Origin of the sequence: Paenarthrobacter sp., assembly GCF_031180005.1 — a bacterium.
In the GTDB taxonomy this organism is placed as follows: Bacteria; Actinomycetota; Actinomycetes; order Actinomycetales; family Micrococcaceae; genus Arthrobacter.
The window spans coordinates 115566-133859 of record NZ_JAPSHI010000007.1; the positions used below are offsets into that span (position 1 = coordinate 115566).

Here is an 18294-nt window from a genome sequence, read left to right on the forward strand (position 1 = left end):
CACATGACCAAGCTGACACCCACACCGGGCCAGACCGTTGGCCCCTTCTACGGCTACGCGCTTCCCTTTAACAAGGACAACGAACTCCTTGCTCCAGGCAGCCCCGGCAGCATCCGCCTCCAGGGGACCGTGTACGACGGCGCCGGCAACACCATTCCGGACGCCATCCTGGAGATCTGGCAGCCCGACTCCGACGGCAACATCATCCAGCGCACCGGCTCCCTGGTCCGCGACGGCTACACCTTCACCGGCTGGGGCCGAGGCTCTGTTGGCAACTCCGGCGTCTACACGTTCACCACGGTCAACCCCGGGCCCACTGCACCCGGCGCGGCCGCTTTCATCTCTGTGGCCGTTTTCGCCCGCGGCCTCATGAACCGCCTCTTCACCCGGGTCTACCTGCCGGAGAACGAGGAAGCACTGGCCAATGATCCGCTGCTGAGCTCCCTGGATCCCGAACGCCGTAAGACGCTGATCGCTCGCCGCGACGCCGACGGCGGACTCACCTGGGACATCCGCCTGCAGGGCGGCGACGAGACCGTGTTCCTGGACTTCCAGCAGGACGGCTCGCTGGAAACCAGCGTCAACGCGGACCATCCTGCCAGGGAAAACCAGGCATGACCGACGGCGACTTCGGCCTCCTGAGCCCCGTCTCGGCGTCGCCCGCTGTGGCAGCGCTGACGGGCGACCGTGCCGTGATCGCGGCGATTCTCGACGTCGAGGCCGCCTGGGCTGCCGTACTCGAGGATGCGGGGCTGGTCCCTGCCGGCTCCGCCGCTGTGGTGGCCGAAGCCGCCGACGCCGGCTCATATGACGTCGCTTCTGTAGCGGAACGCGCCCAGGGTGGCGGCAACCCGGTTATTCCGCTGCTCGGCGACCTGCGGACACGAGTGAAGTCCCTGGACCCGGGCGCGGTACCGGCTGTCCACACCTCGCTGACCAGCCAGGACGTCCTCGACTCCGCCTTAATGCTGCTCGCCAGCCGCACCATCTCTGCACTGCTGCTTGACGTCAAAGGCACGACGACGGCGCTCGCCACCTTGGCAGGGGAACATGCGGAAACGCTGTGCGTGGGCAGGAGCCTGACGCAGCACGCTCTTCCGTATACGTTCGGGCTTAGGGCTGCACAGTGGTTCCAGGGCGTCGCGGCTGCGGCTGCTCGCTTGGAATCGCTGGAGTTGCCCGTCCAGTTCGGCGGGGCCGGTGGGACGTTGGCTTCCGGAACCAAGCTGACGGCGGACTCCGGCTCAACGCCGTTCACGCTGGCTGACTCGTTGGCATCCCGGCTTGGCCTTGAACCAGCTCCCGCTCCCTGGCACACCAACCGCCTCGCTGTCACGGCGCTGGGGGATGGCCTCGCTGCCCTCATCGATTCCTTCGGGAAGATCGCCGCGGACCTGCTGTTCCTGAGCCGCCCTGAAGTTGGGGAAGTTGGCGAGCCCCTGGCCGCCGGCCGGGGTGTTTCTTCGGCCATGCCGCAGAAGCAGAACCCGGTGCTGTCGGTGTTAATTCGCAGCGCGGCGTTGCAGGCTCCGGGGCTGGCATCACAGTTGCACCTGGCCGCTGCGACCTTCAACGACGAGCGACCAGACGGCGCCTGGCACAGCGAATGGCCGGCCCTGCGGCAGTTGCTCGCGTTGGCACTCGGGGCTGCCGGACACCTCCGCGAGCTCTCCGAAGGCCTCCGCATCTTTCCCGATGCGATGCGCAGGAACCTCGAGCTCTCGGGACCGCTGCTGCTCAGCGAAGGTGTGACGGCCGCCGTCGCGCCTCTCCTCGGTGACGACGGAAAGCGGAAGCTGCAGGTCGTGGTCGACGAAACCCTCAAGGCCCCGGCCGCAGAGCAGGGCCGGATTTACACCAAACTCCTTCGTGAAGCCGTCCCCACGGACAAGCTCTCCGACGCCGAACTCGAAGCGCTTCTGGACCCCGCAAGCTACCTCGGTGAAGCATCCGGGATCAGTCGCAGGATCCTCACCGCCTACCCGGGCTTCGCGGCGCTGTCCGAAGACACTGGAACTTCAACGAAGGGAACCGCTCGTGGCTAAGCCAACTGTGAAGGCCGTGCTGCTCTCCCCGCAGCGTGAACTGGGAACCAAACCGCTCCTGGTGGTGGGCCCGTCTCTGGGTACCTCCACTGTTCTCTGGACCGAAACCGCTGCACTCCTTGGCGATGACTTTGACGTCATTGGCTGGGACCTGCCCGGCCACGGTATCTCGCCGACCGTCACCGAAGGTTTTGCTGTGGCGGAACTGGCTGACGCCGTCGTTGATCTTGTGGATTCGGTGAGTCCGGGCGCAAGGTTCCATTACGCGGGCGTCTCGCTGGGTGGGGCCACCGGCCTGCAACTTGGCATCAAGCACGGCGACCGACTGCTCAGCCTGTCCGTCCAGTGCAGTGGTGCCAAGCTCGGCACGCCGGAAGGCTGGCTGGAGCGGGCCGAAACCGTGCGTAAACTCGGCACCCCTGTCATGATCCAAGGCTCCGCCGAACGCTGGTTCGGTCCCGGTTTTATGGACCGCCAGCCGGACATCAGCAGCCGGCTCCTGCACGCCCTGCGCGACGCCGACCGCTTTGGATACGCATTCTGCTGCGAAGCCCTTGCCGTGTTCGATGTCCGCGAGCAGCTCGGCAGCATTACCGTCCCCACGCAGCTGATTGCCGGCGTCGAAGATTCTGTAGCGCCGCCGTCGATGGCTGAAGCTGTTGCCGCTGGTATCACTGCTGGCGGCGGTTTCGCCGAAGTGGAAACGCTCGACGGCGTCGCCCACCTTGCGCCTGCCGAAGCCCCCTCCGCCGTGGCTGCGCTGATGCGGACCTTCATGAAGGAGAACGGACAATGAGCACTGTTTCTGACCATAACGACCCTGCACGCAACGGTACTGTCCAGCCCGATGCAACCGCGCAGGACATTTACGACGCCGGCATGGTGGTCCGTCGCGAAGTGCTGGGCGACGCCCACGTGGACCGCGCCAACGCTGGCATGGATTCCTTCACCGAGGACTACCAGGACATGATCACCAGGATTGCCTGGGGTGGCATCTGGACGCGGCCCGGTCTGAGCCGGCAAATGCGCTCCGCTGTCACCCTCACGGCGCTGGTGGCACATGGCCACTGGGAGGAGTTGGCCATGCATATTCGGGCAGCCCTTAACAACGGCCTGAGCAGGGACGAGATCAAGGAAATCCTGCTGCAGACCGCCATCTATTGCAGCGTGCCGTCGGCCAACTCCGCCTTCAAGACGGCCCAGAAAGTATTCGCGGAGATCGACGCCGCTTCCCCGCCCAACGAACCCAACTAGTTTCCCCGCCCCACCCACCCAACTAGGTCGCAGTTGAGGTCGTTTTCAGTGCTCAGAACGGCGTGAACTGCTACCTGGTTGGGCAGATCGAAAGAGAAACCCATGAATCAGGCTTTCGTGTACGACGCCGTGCGCACGCCCTTCGGCAAGTTTGGCTCCGGACTTGCTGCTGTCCGTCCCGATGACCTTGCAGCCCATGTGGTCCGCGAGTCCGTTCGCCGGGCGCCGGGGCTGGATGTTGAGCGGATCGACGAGGTGGTGTTCGGCAACGCGAACGGCGCCGGCGAGGAGAACCGCAACGTCGCCCGCATGGCTACCCTGCTGGCCGGCCTGCCGGTCTCCATCCCGGGCACCACGGTGAACCGTCTCTGTGGTTCCTCCCTGGACGCTGCGATCATCGCTTCCCGCCAGATCAACGCCGGTGATGCTGAGCTGATGCTGGTGGGTGGAGCCGAATCCATGAGCCGTGCGCCATGGGTCCTGCCGAAGACCTCCAAGCCCTACCCGGCCGGTGACATGACGCTCGCGTCCACCACTCTGGGTTGGCGCTTGGTGAACCCGGCCATGAACAAGGACTGGACCATCTCCCTTGGCGAGGCCACGGAACGGCTGCGCGAGAAGTACGGCATCACCCGTGAGCGGCAGGATGCTTTTGCGGCTGATTCACACAACCTGGCTGATGCTGCGTGGAACGAAGGTTTCTACGATTCTCTGGTCTCGCAGATGCCGGGAACTGACTTGGTCCGCGACGAAGGTATCCGCGCCGGTTCTTCGGCGGAGAAGCTCGCCGGGTTGAAGACTGTGTTCCGGGCTGAGTCTTCGGGGCCCGACGGCGGTACGGTCACCGCCGGGAACGCCTCGCCGTTGTCTGATGGTGCTTCGGCGGCGTGGATCGGCTCGGAAGCCGCTTCCTCGATCCTTGGTCTGGAACCACTGGCCCGCATCGCTGGCCGTGGTGCGCATGGCAATGATCCCCAGTTCTTCGGGTTCGCGCCGGTGGAGGCCGCGAACAAGGCCCTCGCGAAGGCGGGCATCGGCTGGGACCAGGTGGGCGCCGTCGAACTTAACGAAGCGTTCGCCGCGCAATCGCTGGCGTGCGTTGACGCTTGGGGGATCGACCCGTCCATTGTGAACCGCCACGGCGGCGCGATCGCCATGGGCCACCCGCTCGGTGCCTCGGGTACCCGCATTCTCGGTACGCTCGCCCGCTCACTGCAGGCTTCCGGCCAGCGCTGGGGTGTTGCGGCGATCTGCATTGGCGTGGGTCAGGGCCTTGCTGTGGTGCTCGAAAACGTCACTGCCGGCGCATCGGCATAGAAGGGTAAAGGATCATGCTGAATTTCATTGACACTGTTGGCGAGGCTGTCGCCGGCATCAAGGACGGTTCCACGGTCATGATCGGCGGGTTCGGCAACGCCGGGCAACCGTTCGAACTGATCGACGCCCTGATGGATTGCGGTGCGAAGGACCTGACCGTGGTGAACAACAACGCCGGTCAGGGCGATCAAGGCCTCGCGCTGCTGATCAAGGAAGGACGGGTCCGTAAAATGATCTGTTCCTTCCCGCGGCAGTCCGATTCCTGGCACTTCGATAGCAAGTTCCACGCAGGCGAGATCGAGCTGGAACTCGTCCCGCAGGGCAACCTGGCCGAGCGCATCCGCGCTGCCGGCGCCGGCATTGGCGGTTTCTTTACGCCCACCGGATACGGCACCACCCTGGCTGAGGGCAAGGAAACCCGTTTGTTGGATGGGAAGTGGCAGGTGTTCGAGACTCCCATTCACGCCGATGTCGCCCTCATCAAGGCACTCAAGGCCGACGGCAAGGGCAACCTCGTGTACCGCAAAACTGCCCGCAACTTCGGCCCCATCATGGCCGCCGCTGCCAAGCACACCATCGTGCAGGTCTCGGAGATCGTGCCCACGGGTTCCTTGGATCCGGAGAACGTGGTGACCCCGGGGATTTACGTCAACAGTGTGGTCCGCGTCGATTCTGCCGGACCAGTCGATTCTGCCGACTCAAACAAAAAGGTGGCGTGATCATGAGCACCCAAACCAGCATCCAAACCTCCGAGAAGCCGCTGGGCCGCGACGAACTCGCCCAATTGGTGGCCCGCGACATCGTCCCCGGATCCTTCGTGAACCTGGGCATTGGCCAGCCGACACTCGTGTCCGACTACCTCACCGAGGAACAGAACATCACCCTCCACACGGAGAACGGGATGCTCGGCATGGGCCCGGCAGCTCTTGGGGATGACGTCGATGGCGACCTCATCAACGCAGGCAAGATCCCCGTCACCGAACTGCCCGGGGCCTCGTACTTCCACCACGCCGACTCGTTCGCGATCATGCGTGGCGGCCATCTGGACATCTGCGTCCTCGGGGCCTTCCAGGTCTCCGCCACCGGCGACCTCGCCAATTGGCATACGGGCGCCCCGGACGCGATCCCCGCAGTTGGTGGCGCCATGGACCTCGCCACCGGGGCCAAGGACGTCTTCGTGATGATGACGCTCCTGACCCGCGAGGGCGCATCCAAGCTCGTGGAACAGTGCACCTACCCCCTCACCGGCGTCGGCTGCGTCACCCGCGTGTACACGGACAAAGCCGTCTTCCTCACCGGACCCGACGGCGTCACGGTGCGGGAAACGTTCGGCTGCACGTTCGAGGAAATCCAGGAGCTCGTACCCTTGCCCCTGAAGAAGGCAGAGTAGGCCCCGCAAGTTGCGTCCCTCCCGTTGTGGGGCCCGCTCTGCGTGGTATTTCGGGAACTTAGCCCGCAGAGTAGGCCCCGCAAGTTGCGCCCTCCCCGTTGTGGGGCCCGCTCTGCGTGGTATTTCGCGAACTTAGCCCGCAGAGCAGGCCCCGCATCGCAATCTAGGATTGGTAATCATGACCGATTCCGCGCTTACCCCCAATTCCCCGGTAACCCCGCAGGCCAGCGACCAGTATGTTCAGTCGTTGGCGCGTGGGCTGGCCGTGATCCGGGCGTTCGATGCGAACAACCCCGTGATGACCCTCAGTGAAGTGGCGGCCCGCACGGACCTTACCCGGGCCACGGCACGCCGTTTCCTGCACACCCTGGTTGAGCTCGGCTACGTCCGCACGGATGGCAAGACCTTCGCGCTCACGGCTAAGGTGCTGCAGCTTGGTTACTCGTATTTGTCCGCGTTGTCCCTGCCGCAGTTGGCCCAGCCGCACTTGGAACAGCTAAGCCTGAGGCTGGGGGAGTCGACGTCCGCCGCGGTCCTGGATGGTCCGGACATCTTCTACGTGGCCCGGGTTGCCACTCGCCGGATCATGAATGTTGGCATCACAGTGGGCACCCGCTTCCCGGCGTACGCCACGTCCATGGGTCGTGTCCTGCTGGCCGGTTTGCCGCAGGCCAAGTTCGAGGCCTACCTCTCGACGGCGGAACTTACGCCGATCACGCCGCGAACCGTCGCCAGCGTTCCCGACTTGAGGGCCGCCGTCGAGCAGGTCCGTTCACAAGGGTGGTGCCTTCTGGACCAGGAGCTGGAGATCGGGTTGATGTCCATTGCAGCGCCGGTGTGGAACCATAACAATGGCGACAACGTCGCGGCCATTAACGTGTCCCTGCAAGCTCAGGCGGTCGCGTCCCAGCCGAACCCGGCGAAGTACCTCGACGCCGTGCGTCAGGAAGTAGTGGCCGCGGCCAACGCCATATCGCAGGATGTTTCCGCCAAACACTAACCACACCCAAGTAGGTCGCAGATCAGGTCGTTTCCAGCTGTCAGAACGACCTGAACTGCGACTCAGTTGGGTCCGAACGGGGCTACTTCCGGATCGAAGCCAGCCGCGTCTCCAGGATCCGCCGCACCATGGAATCCGGCACGGGATTATCCACGGAAAACCGCAGCGTCCCCGGCGACCACGAATAACCCCCAAGCTCTTCTGACATCTCCGGCAGGATCTGCCCGCTGAACGGGTAAAGTGCCAGGTGCTTCTTGGTTTCCTGCACGCTCAGGAAGCCCTTGCCATCAACTAGCAGCGCGGGCATTCCGTAACTGACGCCTTCTTCGGCGTCGGGGGCCAACTCGCGGGCGATCCCCACAATCCTCTCCAGAATCGAGCGGTTGGCCTCGCTGACGCCCTCAAGATATTCGGTGACGGTTCCCATATGGACATGCTTCACCACCTGCACCACGAGGGCCAGAGGGTTAGCGTTCCGGAATCACCGCGATGCCTTGGATTTCGATCAGGGCCTCTTTCTGCCAGAGGCGCGTGACGCCGATGCCGGCCATTGCGGGGTACTGCGAGCCCGCCATTTCCCGCCAGATTCGTCCGATTTCGCGGCCGTTGGCCATGTAGTCGTCCACGTCGGTGAGGTAGATGGTTACGTTTACCAAGTCTTCGGGCTCTCCGCCGGCTTCACTCAGTGTGGTGATTACGTTGGAGAACGCCTGCGTGAACTGCTCCACGATCCCGCCGGGAACGATGTTCATGTTCTTATCCAAGGCTGTCTGCCCGCCCAGGAAGACGGTGTTGCCGGCCAGAATGCCGTGTGCGTAGCCGGATGGTTTGGCCAGCGATTCCGGGTTGATCGTTGTGTGGCTCATGCTGTTCCTCCTCGTTGTGGCAACTGCAAAAACTTTTGGAAAGCCTCTGTGCAGATCATTTCCGCCGTGCTACGTTGAGCATATGTGACGATCGTAAAAAAGTCGACACATCACAAAATCTCGAAGGGAAACCCGCAATGAAACTAGCCACCTTGCGTACGGCCGGAGGAAGTACGACGGCGGCACTCGCCACGGGCGCCGGCTCTTACCTCACGTTGCCCGCCACTGATGTCGGGGCCCTCCTGGACCAGCCGGAGTGGCGGACCGTGGTGAAGGAAGCCGCAGCGTCCAAGGAGCAGAAAGTCATCGCGGCAGACGAGGCCGACCTCGCACCGCTCCTTCCCCGCGCGGGCAAAGTCATCTGCTGCGGTTTGAACTACGGTGACCACATTCAAGAGATGGGCCGCGAACTCCCGGAGTACCCCACCCTCTTCGCCAAGTACGCGGACACCCTGGCCGGAGCAAACGACGCTGTAGAAGTCCACGGCAGCGGCCGCGTCGACTGGGAAGCCGAGCTCGCCGTCGTCGTCGGTTCTGAACTGTTCCATGCGGACGAAGACCAAGCCCGTGAAGCCATTGCCGGGTACACGGTTGCCAACGACGTTTCCATGCGCGACTGGCAAAGCCGGACGCTGCAGTGGTTCCAGGGCAAAGCCTGGGACGGCACCACGCCTGTGGGACCGGTCATGCTGACGGCGGACGAGGCTGGTCAGGCATTCGAAGTCCGCGGTTACGTCAACGGCGAGCTCGTCCAGCAGGGAAACACCAGCACCTTGGTGTTCGGCCCGGCGCAGCTCCTGTCCTACATCTCCCAGTTCACCATCCTGCGCCCCGGCGACCTCGTCCTCACCGGAACGCCCGGGGGAGTGGGTATGGGGATGACCCCGCCGCGCTTCCTTCAGGACGGCGACGTCCTCACCACCGAAATCGAAGGGATCGGCCGGCTGGAGAACCAGTTCCGGATCCACGCACCAGTCCCGGCAAACGCCTAAAAGCCTTACACCCTAATACAAGGAGAGACCCGATGAGCCAGACCACCACCGAATACCGCCTCGAAGGCGACAACTCCATCTACGCCCAGGCTGACGGGAAGGTTGTTCCTGTAGTCACCCGCGCTGGTGCCGAAGACACAAACACTGCCCAGTCCGGCGATTGCATTCGCGTCTCCGGCGTGAGCATCCAGCACACCCCGGCAACCAAGATCTGGTTCGGCCAGGTCTCCAACACCCCCGGGTACCGCTCGCTCCCGCACCACCACGGCGAGGCTGAAACCGGCGGCTATGTGCTCCGCGGCCACGGCCGGATCTACTTCGGCGAGAACTACTCAGAGTTCATCGACATGAAGGCCGGCGACTGGGTATTCGTGCCGCCGTTCATGCCCCACGTCGAGGCCAACATGTCCGTCACGGAAGAACTCGTCTGGCTCACCGCCCGCACGCCCGAGAACCTCGTGGTCAACCTCGAAGACGTCGCCGACGAAACCCTCGCCGACTACCGCCGGGCCTAAGCCATGATCACTGGAACCCTGACATCCGAGACTTTCCTCAAGGCCGTTGAACTCACGCCCACAACGGCCGAGGTTTTCGACGAAGCCTATGAAGCCACCACCCAGTACGTGCCGTGGCCAAAAGCCTATGGTGGAGACATGGTGGCACAGGCTGCGGCCGCAATGATGCGCTCCGTTGATGCTGACAGGACGCTGCATTCGATGCACAGCTACTTCATGCGTCCGGTGGATATCGGTTCCGGTGTCCGCTACGAAGTGGAGCGTCTGCGGGACGGCCGCGGGTACTCCACTCGAACAGTCCGGGGCTTCCAGAACGGCAAGCCCGTCTATGCGGCCATGGGTTCGTTCCAGGTGTCCGAGGACGGTCCGGACTTTCAAACCGAGGCTCCCGCCGTCGTCGAGCCTGAATCGCTGCGGTCAGCAGCGGAAGCGCTGGAAGGAACTGATGGTCCCGCCGCGGACTATTGGTCTGCGGGCCGCAGCTTCGATATGCGTCATATTCCTGGTCCGGTATATGTCGAGCTGGAAGGTGGAGCCGTCCCGCAGCAAGCGATCTGGGTCAAGGCCTTCGACGCCCTGCCGGACGACGCCGACCTCCACCGCACAGCGTTGGCTTACGTCTGCGATTACACGATTTTGGAGCCGCTGCTCCGGGTGAACGGACTCAATTGGTCCAGCCCGGGACTCGCCACCGCCAGCCTGGACCACTCGATGTGGTTCCACCGTGACTGTCGCGCCGACGACTGGGTGCTCTACGCCCAGGACGCTATCTCCGCTCAGAGCAACAGGGGCCTGGCCATGGGCCGCTTCTTTGATCGGCAAGGAAGGCTGCTGGCCACGGTCGCCCAAGAGGGCATGATCCGAGCCGGCTCCTAGTCAGTTTGGAAACCCCCAACCCCCAGCTTCAACGACGCATCACTGAAAGGAACGGCCATGAGCATGATGCCATCGGCCCACGTGGACACGTTCACCCGCGACCACCTGCCGCCCGCCGATACCTGGCCTGCGCTTGAATTCACCCTCCCCGAACTCCACTACCCGGAGCGGCTCAATGCTGCTGCGGTGCTGATCGACGACGGCGTCGAACAGCACGGCGCGGACAGCCCGGCCCTGCGGACTCCGGACGGCGTTGTCTGGACCTACGGTCAGCTCCAGCGGCGTTCCAACCAGGTGGCCCAGGTCCTCACCGAAGACCTCGGCGTTGTTCCAGGCAACCGCGTGTTGCTGCGCGGGCCAAACAACCCCTGGATTGTCGCTGCCTGGCTGGGCGTGCTCAAGGCCGGCGCCGTGGTGGTCACCACCATGCCCATGCTGCGCTCCAATGAAGTCGCTACCTTGATCGGCCTTACCAAACCGGTGGTGGCCATCTCTGATCACCGCTTCGTGGACGAACTTAGGGTCGCCGCGGGGGACGAGGTAAAGGTCCTGAGCTACGGAGCGCACGACGACGACGATCTCACCTCCCGCTGCGGGCAAAAGAGCGGCGAGTTCACTGCTGTGGACACCTCTGCGGACGACGTTGCCTTGCTGGGCCCGACGTCGGGCACCACCGGTGTGCCCAAGGTGACCATGCACTTCCACCGGGACATCCTGGCAAACGCGGACACCTTCGCCCGCTTCATCCTGGAGCCAACAGCGGATGACGTCTTCGCGGGTTCCCCGCCGTTGGCGTTCACGTTCGGTCTTGGCGGTTTGGTGGTCTTTCCGCTCCGTTTCGGCGCGTCTTCGCTCCTGACTGAGAAGGCCGGGCCCGTGGAACTGGCAGAGCACGCCGCAGCGGTCGGTGCCAGCATCCTCTTCACCGCCCCCACTGCGTACCGGGCCATCCTGAAGGAAAAGCGTGGGGACCTCCTCCGCGGCCTTCGCGTTGCTGTCTCTGCCGGAGAGCACCTGTCCAAGGAGACTTGGGAAGCTGTTCGGGAGGCTACCGGCCTGCGTCTGGTCAACGGAATCGGCGCTACCGAGCTCCTGCACGTCTTCATCTCGGCTGCCGGCGATGACATCCGTCCGGGAACCACGGGCCGTGCTGTGCCGGGCTACAGGGCCACCATCTTGGACAACGATGGCAACGAACTCGGCCCGGGCAGCATCGGCCGCCTGGCCGTGATCGGCCCTACCGGGTGCCGCTACCTCGATGACGCCAGGCAGGCCAACTATGTGGTCCGGGGATGGAACGTCACCGGCGATACGTTCTCCATGGACGCGGACGGGTACTTCACCTATCAGGCCCGCTCGGACAACATGATCGTTTCCTCCGGGTACAACATTGGTGCTCCCGAGGTTGAAACGGCTATCGACCAGCATCCGGACGTGGTGGAAAACGCGGTCATCGGAGTTCCGGATGAAGAGCGTGGCAGCATCGTCTGCGCTTTCATCGTGCTGCGCGAAGGCGTCCCCGGCGACGCCGCGAAGCGCAAGGAAATCCAAGACTTCGTGAAGCAGGCCATCGCCCCGTACAAGTACCCTCGGGACGTCCGCTTCGTCAATGAACTGCCGCGAAATCCAAGCGGCAAACTCCAACACTTCAAGCTCCGCGACGGCCTCCTGAAGGACGCTGCTCAAAGCGAAGCCAACACCGAACAACTTACCCCTGCCGGCCAGCGCCAGGCCTGAGAAGGAGCAACACCCATGAAAATCGCAATCGTTGGAGGCGGCCCCGGCGGCCTGTACTTCGCAGCACTGATGAAGCAGCTGGACCCGTCGCACGACATCACCCTGTGGGAACGCAACGCTGCCAGCGACACCTTTGGCTTCGGCGTCGTCTTTTCCGATGAGACGCTCGGGGGCATCGGCAATGCTGATCCGGTGGTGGCTGAATACATGAGCCGCCGCTTCGCCCGTTGGTCCGACATCGACATCCACTTCCGCGGCGAAATGATGACAGTGGGCGGCCAGGGCTTCGCTGCCATGAGCCGCAAGGAACTGCTGGAGCTGCTGCAACGGCGCTGCATCGAACTGAACGTGGACGTGCGCTTCAGCACTCTGGCCCCGGCCGTAGAGGAACTTGAAGCCAACTACGATCTGGTTCTTGCCGCGGACGGCATCAACTCACAGATCCGCGCCAAGTACGCGGATTCGTTCAAGCCAAACCTGGACCCGCGGACCAACAAGTTCATGTGGCTTGGTACGGACCAAGTGTTTGAGGCCTTCAAGTTCTTCGTGAAGGAAACCGAGTGGGGCGTCATGCAGATCCACGGTTACCCCTACTCGGATGAAGGTTCCACGTTCATCGTGGAAATGCACCAGGACGTATGGCACGCGGCAGGTTTCGACGAGACCGCCAACGAGGTCTTCCCTCCCGGCGTCTCGGATGAGAAGGCAATCGTCAAGATCCGCGAGATCTTTGCCGAGGAACTGAACGGCTACGAGGTCCTCACTAACAACTCCAAGTGGATCAACTTCACCACGGTCCGCAACGAAAGCTGGCGCCACAACAACGTAGTGTTGCTGGGCGACGCCGCCCACACGGCTCACTTCTCCATCGGTTCCGGCACCAAGCTGGCCATGGAAGACTCGTTGGCGCTGGCCGCATGCCTGCACGAGCACTCTGATGTGGAGTCAGCCCTCGCCGCGTATGAGGCTGAGCGTCGGCCCGTGGTCGCCTCTACCCAGCGTGCCGCGCAGGCCTCCCTTGAGTGGTTTGAGCGGATCGGCCAGTACAAGGACCAGGACCCCACGCAGTTCGCGTTCAACCTGCTCACCCGTAGCCGCCGCATCACCCAGGAAAACCTGCGCCTGCGCGATCCTGAATTCGCCGATGCCGTGGACCGTGGCTTCGCTTCGTCGCAAGGACTGACAGAAGTAGCTCCGGCCATGTTCCAGCCCTTCCGCATTGGCGGGCTGGAGCTGAAGAATCGCATTGTGGTGTCCCCGATGGACATGTATTCCGCTGTGGACGGCATCCCGGGTGACTTCCACAAGGTCCATCTCGGCTCCAAGGCCCTCGGCGGCGCTGGCCTGGTCATGACCGAAATGGTCTGTGTCTCCGAAGCCGGCCGCATCACCCCGGGCTGCAGCGGCCTCTACACAGATGGCCAGCGTGACAGCTGGAAGGAAATCGTGGACTTCGTTCACAGCCGCTCCACCGCCAAGATCGGCGCGCAATTGGGCCACTCCGGCCGCAAGGGCTCCACCAAGCTCATGTGGGAAGGCATCGACCAGCCGCTCGACTCCGGCAACTGGACCGCCGTCGGCCCCTCTGCCCTTCCCTACAGCCCTGAGAACCAAACCCCCGTGGAGTTGGACCGCGCCGGCATGGATGCCATCAAAGCGGAGTTCGTCGCTTCGACAGTCCGGGCCGAGGAGGCTGGCTTCGACCTCCTGGAAATCCATGCCGCCCACGGTTACCTGCTCTCCTCCTTCCTTTCGCCGGTGTCCAACAAGCGGACCGACGAGTACGGTGGCAGCCTTGAGAACCGGCTGCGGTTCCCCTTGGAAGTGTTCGACGCCGTTCGCGCGGCTTGGCCTGTCGGCAAGCCGGTGACGGTGCGCATTTCCGCGACGGACTGGATCGAAGGCGGCAACACCTCCGACGATTCCGTGGCCATTGCTCGCGCCTTTGTTGCACACGGCGCCGCCGGCCTGGATGTTTCCACCGGACAGGTCGCCAAAGAAGAGAAGCCCGCCTTCGGCCGCAGCTACCAGACGCCGTTCGCCGACCGCATCCGTCAGGAAGTTGCCGCACCGGCCGGCGTGGCGGTAATCGCCGTCGGCGCCATCTCCACTTACGACGACGTGAACTCCATCCTCCTGGCAGGCCGCGCGGACCTTATCGCGCTGGGCCGTACGCACCTTTACGATCCCCAGTGGACACTGCACGCTGCCGCAGAACAGGAATACCAGGGCCCCGGCGCCCAGTGGATCCCGCAGTTCCGCGCTGGTCGGCGCAAGCCGCCGAGCTCGCGCACCGACGCCGTCCGTCCCCGGCTGTCCCTGCTCAAGGAAACGGATATCGAAGTGAACAACACCCACCTTCGCTGGACTCCTGAGTCCGCCGCGGCATCGGTTTTGGTGAAGTAGCCATGGCAACCGCACCCCTCAACACATGGAATGTGCCCAGGAAGACCACCGGACTGGTGTTGTTCTGCTGCTGGCTCGCGATCCTCGCCGAAGGCTATGACGTGGGCGTACTCGGGGCCATCCTTCCTGCCCTTGCCGAGTACAAGGAATGGAACCTTAGCCCGTTGGCACTTGGCGGACTCGGCTCATATGCCCTGATCGGCATGCTTATTGGCGCCCTGTTCATCGGTACGCTCAGCGACCTCGTTGGACGCAAGAAAATGCTCCTGGCCTCGATGGCAATCTTCACGCTTACCCAGGCTGGCGCCGCGTGGGCCCCGACACCGGAGATCTTCGGCCTGTTCAGACTCATTGGCGGCTTGGGAATGGGCGGTGTCATCCCGGTGGCAGCGGCCCTGACCATTGAATACTCGGCTCCGAACAAGCGCTCGTACAACTACGGCCTCATGTACTCCGGCTACTCGTTGGGCATCGTCGCCGCTGCTCTTGCCGCCCTGTTCGTCCTGCCCATGGGTGGATGGCGCGCCGTGGTGGCCCTTGGTGCCGCGCCGGTGGTACTGATACCGATCATTTGGAAGTTCCTCCCCGAGTCCTTGGAATTCCTTGAATCCAAGGGCCGGCGCACGGAAGCCAAGGCTCTGGCTTCCAAGTTGCGGATCGCCGGCTACCAGCCTGTGGTGCCAGTGGCTCCTGCGGCCGGTGTGCAGGCGGACCCCTGGTGGAAGACCATCACCACCATGTTCTCCCGGAAGTACCTGCGTTCTACGGTCTTCTTCTGGATCTCGCTGTTCTGCGGTTTGGTGCTCGTCTATGGCCTGAACACGTGGCTGCCGAGCATCATGAAGAAGGCCGGCTACGACCTCGGCTCGTCCTTGACGTTCCTCCTGGTCTTCAGCCTTGCTTCCGCGATTGGTGGCCTGCTCCTAGGGCGCGCTGCGGACAAGTACGGGAAGAAGCTCATCCTGGTGGTGTTCTACATCCTGGGCGGCTTGGGCATTATGCTCCTGGTCTTCCCCAACACCATGGTGGTCAACCTGCTGTTCGTGGCCTTCGCGGGTGTCGGTTCCATCTCCACATCGCTGGTCCTGACCGGCTACATCGCCGACTACTATCCGGCGAAGGTTCGTGGCACTGCAACGGGCTGGGCACTGAGCTTCGCCCGTCTGGGCGCCATTTCCGGGCCGTTGATCGGCGGCTGGATCGCAGGCTCCAAGCTGCCGTTCGAGGCCAACTTCGCCATCTTCGCGGGCATTGCCGTACTTGCAGCAGGTGCTGTGGCAATGATTCCCAAGCCACAGTCTGAGGTGCCGGTCGCCGTCGTCGACGTTGATCCTGACGACGTCGCCGTCAGCGCCCGCTAGGAGAATCATGGACAGGTTTCCGGAGGCGTGCGTCGAGCGAACGGTGGAGTGGGTAGACACCGACGCCTCCGGACACCAGCACAACTCGGCAATCCTGCGCTGGGTTGAGGCCGCGGAAGCTGAGCTCTTCCGCTCGCTGGAGCTGCCGGACTACTTCCCCAGCGCTCCGCGGGTGCAGCAAGTGATCAATTACAAGGCGAAGCTGTGGTTCGGCCAGCGCATCACCGCCACGGTGAAGATTCACGCGCTCGGCCGGACTTCGCTGACCATGGCTTTCGATGTAACATCCGACGCCGGTGAGGTCGCCGCGTACGGGACGGTCACCACGGTGCACGTCCCCCATGGCGCAACTTCGGCACAGCCGTGGCCGGAGCATTTGGTTCGCGCCGTAAAGGGTGTGCCGGCAGCCGAATAGCTCCGCCGAGATGGCAGTTGACACCAATGTTGAAGCCTGGGATTGGTGTCTGCTGCCATCTCGACGACGGGTTTGGTGGCTAGCGTAGGCCTTTGAGGATGTTCTTTGGTCGCTGCATCTCACCGTGCTTGGCGCCCAGAACGATCACCCAGGCAGCGAAGGCGGGAATGGCCCACTGCAGTGCTTTCAGCTGGGTCTGAGCGGCCTTCAACTCGTCCGATGCGCCGGGCCGCGGTTCCGTGGCACCCTCGGCGCCTTCGTCGGAGAGCTCATCCACCTTCTTGCCCACAACACCTGCATACAAGGTGACAGCTGCACCAGCCAAGGTCACCACTGTTTTGTAGACGGTGTTGGCGGCGACGCTGTCCTGCTTGGCGATCCGGCCTTTGTTTTCCCAGGCGATGGCCAGGTCCGCGGCCAGGTGTCCGGCGAAAGCTGCCGTCTGAACCGGGGCCCACTTACCCCAGCCTTTGCTTGAGAGGCGGGTTCGCTCGGTGGGGTCTTTGGCTTCCGCTGCGGCACCATTGAGTCCTATGGCCCCCATCAGCGAGCCGCCGAACCAGGCTGCGGCGGTTAGGTCGTGAAGGGAACGGGCTACGAGATTTCCTGCCATGATGTGCTTCCTATCGTTGATACGGAAAGGACTTTTTGAGGCCGTGTCAGCCTCGAAACAGCGCGCCTCTATAGTAAGCATGCTTACTAAGGTGCGGCCAGTCGGTAGAGCGACGCCTTGCGGTTAGGCTTAGCCCGTGGAGCAGCTCTGGGCGATTCTCGCATGCACAATTCTTGGTTGTTTGGCCATTTTCCAGGTTGCGTTGGTGGCTCGCGCGCCCCTAGGGCGGTTCGCTTGGGGTGGGCAGCATGACGTCCTGCCGCAGAAGCTACGGGTGGGCAGCGTGGTCTCCATTGTGCTGTACGTCCTTTTCGGCTACACGGCGTTGGCAAAAGCGGGATTGGTGCCGGTGCTGGTCAGTGAACCCTTCACCGATATTTTCATGTGGGTACTTACCGCCTACTTCACTTTGGGCGTTGCCATGAATGCGATCTCCCGTAGCAAGCCCGAGCGTTTCGTGATGACTCCGGTGGCGCTGGTTCTCGCCATCCTCTTCCTGCTTCTTTCGCTGGGTTGATCCGAACGCCAGGTTGATTCGGGGCAGCGGCGCGGACAAACGCCGCACCTATGATGAACTGGACTGGCGCCGGAACTGCGGCGCGGAAATGAGGGCCTCTAGATGTTCGCCGTCCCGGCACCCCCGGTGCGCCACCAGCAACTGCTCGTCACGATTTTCGGTCTTTACGGGCGGAATGCGGGCGACGCCTTGCCGGTTTCTGCGCTGATCTCCATGTTGGGCTCGCTCGGTTACGACGCTCCGGGTGTGAGGTCGTCCGTCTCCAGGCTTAAGGCCAAGGGCGTACTGAAGAGTGTCCGTGAGGGCGGAATCGCCAAGTACAAGATCTCCGAGTCTGTCAGCGACGTGTTCCGTGAAGGTGACCGGAGAATCTTCGCGCCGGAGCAGCCTGCGCCGGTGGATACCTGGGTGCTGGCCGTCTTCTCAGTGCCGGAATCAATGCGTAACCGCAGGCACCAACTACGGTCTGCACTGCTAGGGCTTGGTTTTGGTTCCGTGGCCAACGGTGTGTGGATCGCGCCCGCGCATAAGCTGGAGCAAGCCAGGGAACGCCTCACCGCGAGCGGGCTGATCGAGTTTGTTGATCTTTTCCGGAGCGACTACGTGTTCGATGGACCCATGCGGCCAAAAATATCCGAGTGGTGGGACCTTAAGGAACTCGATCTGCAATTCACCGAGTTCCTCGAGGTGTACGACGGTGCTGAGCAGCAGTGGGTTGGGCAGGTGGGCGATGATCCGGAAGCTGCCCTGGCCACGTCCACCGAAGAGCTGCGGCGCGACGCATTCCGCTACTACATTCCCATGCTCACCATGTGGCGTAAGTTCCCGTACCGGGACCCGAACCTTCCCGCCGACTACCTTCCCCCCGAGTGGCATGGGCCAGCGGTGCGCAAGACCTTCTTGGCGGTACACCGCTTGGCGGCGCCCCTTGCAGCCGCCCACGCGCATGAGGTCATCGCTGAGGCCCTGAATCCGGCTGCTGCCTGAATC

At 63.3% G+C, this 18294-nt stretch carries 20 protein-coding genes; 17 read left to right on the plus strand and 3 right to left on the minus strand.

All coding sequences use genetic code 11. The features are described from left to right. The first annotated feature begins 3 nt into the window (after positions 1-3). The 8 genes from pcaG to RIF72_RS07595 all read left to right on the plus strand — a co-directional run bounded on the left by pcaG (position 4) and on the right by RIF72_RS07595 (position 7006). Positions 4-618 carry a protocatechuate 3,4-dioxygenase subunit alpha gene (gene pcaG, locus RIF72_RS07560; protein WP_309074221.1) on the plus strand — a complete coding sequence of 205 codons (615 nt, stop codon included), beginning with the start codon at positions 4-6 and terminating at the stop codon, positions 616-618. Beyond that, complete coding sequence (locus RIF72_RS07565) at positions 615-2045, plus strand: lyase family protein (protein ID WP_309074222.1); 1431 nt, start codon at positions 615-617, stop codon at positions 2043-2045. Before pcaG ends, RIF72_RS07565 begins: the two co-directional genes overlap by 4 nt. After that, positions 2038-2841, plus strand: a complete 804-nt coding sequence (locus RIF72_RS07570) for an alpha/beta fold hydrolase (protein WP_309074223.1) — start codon at positions 2038-2040, stop codon at positions 2839-2841. Before RIF72_RS07565 ends, RIF72_RS07570 begins: the two co-directional genes overlap by 8 nt. Next, positions 2838-3299 carry a 4-carboxymuconolactone decarboxylase gene (gene pcaC / locus RIF72_RS07575; protein WP_309074224.1) on the plus strand — a complete coding sequence of 154 codons (462 nt, stop codon included), beginning with the start codon at positions 2838-2840 and terminating at the stop codon, positions 3297-3299. The genes RIF72_RS07570 and pcaC overlap by 4 nt, the downstream gene beginning before the upstream one ends. Positions 3300-3401: 102 nt before the next feature. Beyond that, the gene (locus tag RIF72_RS07580) at positions 3402-4616 is read left to right on the plus strand and encodes a thiolase family protein (RefSeq protein WP_309074225.1); all 1215 of its coding nucleotides are present in this window, start codon (positions 3402-3404) and stop codon (positions 4614-4616) included. 14 nt (positions 4617-4630) lie between these two features. Continuing rightward, entirely contained in the window at positions 4631-5335 is a 705-nt protein-coding gene (locus RIF72_RS07585; RefSeq protein WP_309074226.1) for a 3-oxoacid CoA-transferase subunit A, read from the plus strand. Between the two features lie 2 nt (positions 5336-5337). After that, entirely contained in the window at positions 5338-6006 is a 669-nt protein-coding gene (locus RIF72_RS07590) for a 3-oxoacid CoA-transferase subunit B (protein WP_309074227.1), read from the plus strand. Positions 6007-6184: 178 nt separating this feature from the next. After that, positions 6185-7006: an IclR family transcriptional regulator C-terminal domain-containing protein gene (locus RIF72_RS07595; protein WP_309074228.1), complete on the plus strand. Its 822-nt coding sequence runs from the start codon at positions 6185-6187 to the stop codon at positions 7004-7006. Between the two features lie 82 nt (positions 7007-7088). On the opposite strand, the gene RIF72_RS07600 is transcribed toward RIF72_RS07595, so the two are convergent. Together RIF72_RS07600 and RIF72_RS07605 are read right to left on the minus strand one after the other, a co-directional pair. Then, complete coding sequence (locus RIF72_RS07600) at positions 7089-7433, minus strand: DUF1801 domain-containing protein (RefSeq protein WP_309074229.1); 345 nt, start codon at positions 7431-7433, stop codon at positions 7089-7091. A gap of 40 nt (positions 7434-7473) precedes the next feature. Beyond that, the gene (locus tag RIF72_RS07605) at positions 7474-7872 is read right to left on the minus strand and encodes a RidA family protein (protein ID WP_309074230.1); all 399 of its coding nucleotides are present in this window, start codon (positions 7870-7872) and stop codon (positions 7474-7476) included. A 137-nt stretch (positions 7873-8009) separates the two neighbouring features. Between RIF72_RS07605 and RIF72_RS07610 the strand changes: the two genes are divergently transcribed. The 7 genes from RIF72_RS07610 to RIF72_RS07640 are packed head-to-tail and all read left to right on the plus strand — an operon-like array spanning position 8010 to position 16174. Then, entirely contained in the window at positions 8010-8864 is an 855-nt protein-coding gene (locus tag RIF72_RS07610) for a fumarylacetoacetate hydrolase family protein (RefSeq protein ID WP_309074231.1), read from the plus strand. Between the two features lie 32 nt (positions 8865-8896). Further along, positions 8897-9379 (plus strand): cupin domain-containing protein, encoded by a 483-nt coding sequence (locus RIF72_RS07615; protein ID WP_017197360.1) that lies wholly within the window; start codon positions 8897-8899, stop codon positions 9377-9379. A 3-nt stretch (positions 9380-9382) separates the two neighbouring features. Further along, positions 9383-10255 carry an acyl-CoA thioesterase domain-containing protein gene (locus tag RIF72_RS07620; protein WP_309074232.1) on the plus strand — a complete coding sequence of 291 codons (873 nt, stop codon included), beginning with the start codon at positions 9383-9385 and terminating at the stop codon, positions 10253-10255. A 57-nt stretch (positions 10256-10312) separates the two neighbouring features. Beyond that, positions 10313-11992: an AMP-binding protein gene (locus RIF72_RS07625; RefSeq protein ID WP_309074233.1), complete on the plus strand. Its 1680-nt coding sequence runs from the start codon at positions 10313-10315 to the stop codon at positions 11990-11992. 15 nt (positions 11993-12007) lie between these two features. Beyond that, positions 12008-14398 carry a bifunctional salicylyl-CoA 5-hydroxylase/oxidoreductase gene (locus RIF72_RS07630; protein WP_309074234.1) on the plus strand — a complete coding sequence of 797 codons (2391 nt, stop codon included), beginning with the start codon at positions 12008-12010 and terminating at the stop codon, positions 14396-14398. A 2-nt stretch (positions 14399-14400) separates the two neighbouring features. Continuing rightward, a complete protein-coding gene (locus RIF72_RS07635) occupies positions 14401-15759 on the plus strand; it encodes an aromatic acid/H+ symport family MFS transporter (protein ID WP_309074235.1) in 1359 nt (452 codons plus the stop codon). A gap of 7 nt (positions 15760-15766) precedes the next feature. After that, a complete protein-coding gene (locus RIF72_RS07640; RefSeq protein WP_309074236.1) occupies positions 15767-16174 on the plus strand; it encodes an acyl-CoA thioesterase in 408 nt (135 codons plus the stop codon). Positions 16175-16253: 79 nt separating this feature from the next. On the opposite strand, the gene RIF72_RS07645 is transcribed toward RIF72_RS07640, so the two are convergent. Then, positions 16254-16787, minus strand: a complete 534-nt coding sequence (locus tag RIF72_RS07645) for a hypothetical protein (RefSeq protein WP_309074237.1) — start codon at positions 16785-16787, stop codon at positions 16254-16256. 136 nt (positions 16788-16923) lie between these two features. Here RIF72_RS07645 and RIF72_RS07650 point away from each other — a divergent pair, with 136 nt between their 5' ends. Further along, positions 16924-17304, plus strand: a complete 381-nt coding sequence (locus RIF72_RS07650; RefSeq protein ID WP_309074238.1) for a hypothetical protein — start codon at positions 16924-16926, stop codon at positions 17302-17304. Between the two features lie 102 nt (positions 17305-17406). Beyond that, positions 17407-18291, plus strand: coding sequence for a PaaX family transcriptional regulator C-terminal domain-containing protein (locus RIF72_RS07655; protein ID WP_309074239.1), 885 nt, complete (start codon positions 17407-17409; stop codon positions 18289-18291). The last annotated feature ends 3 nt before the right edge of the window (positions 18292-18294 follow it).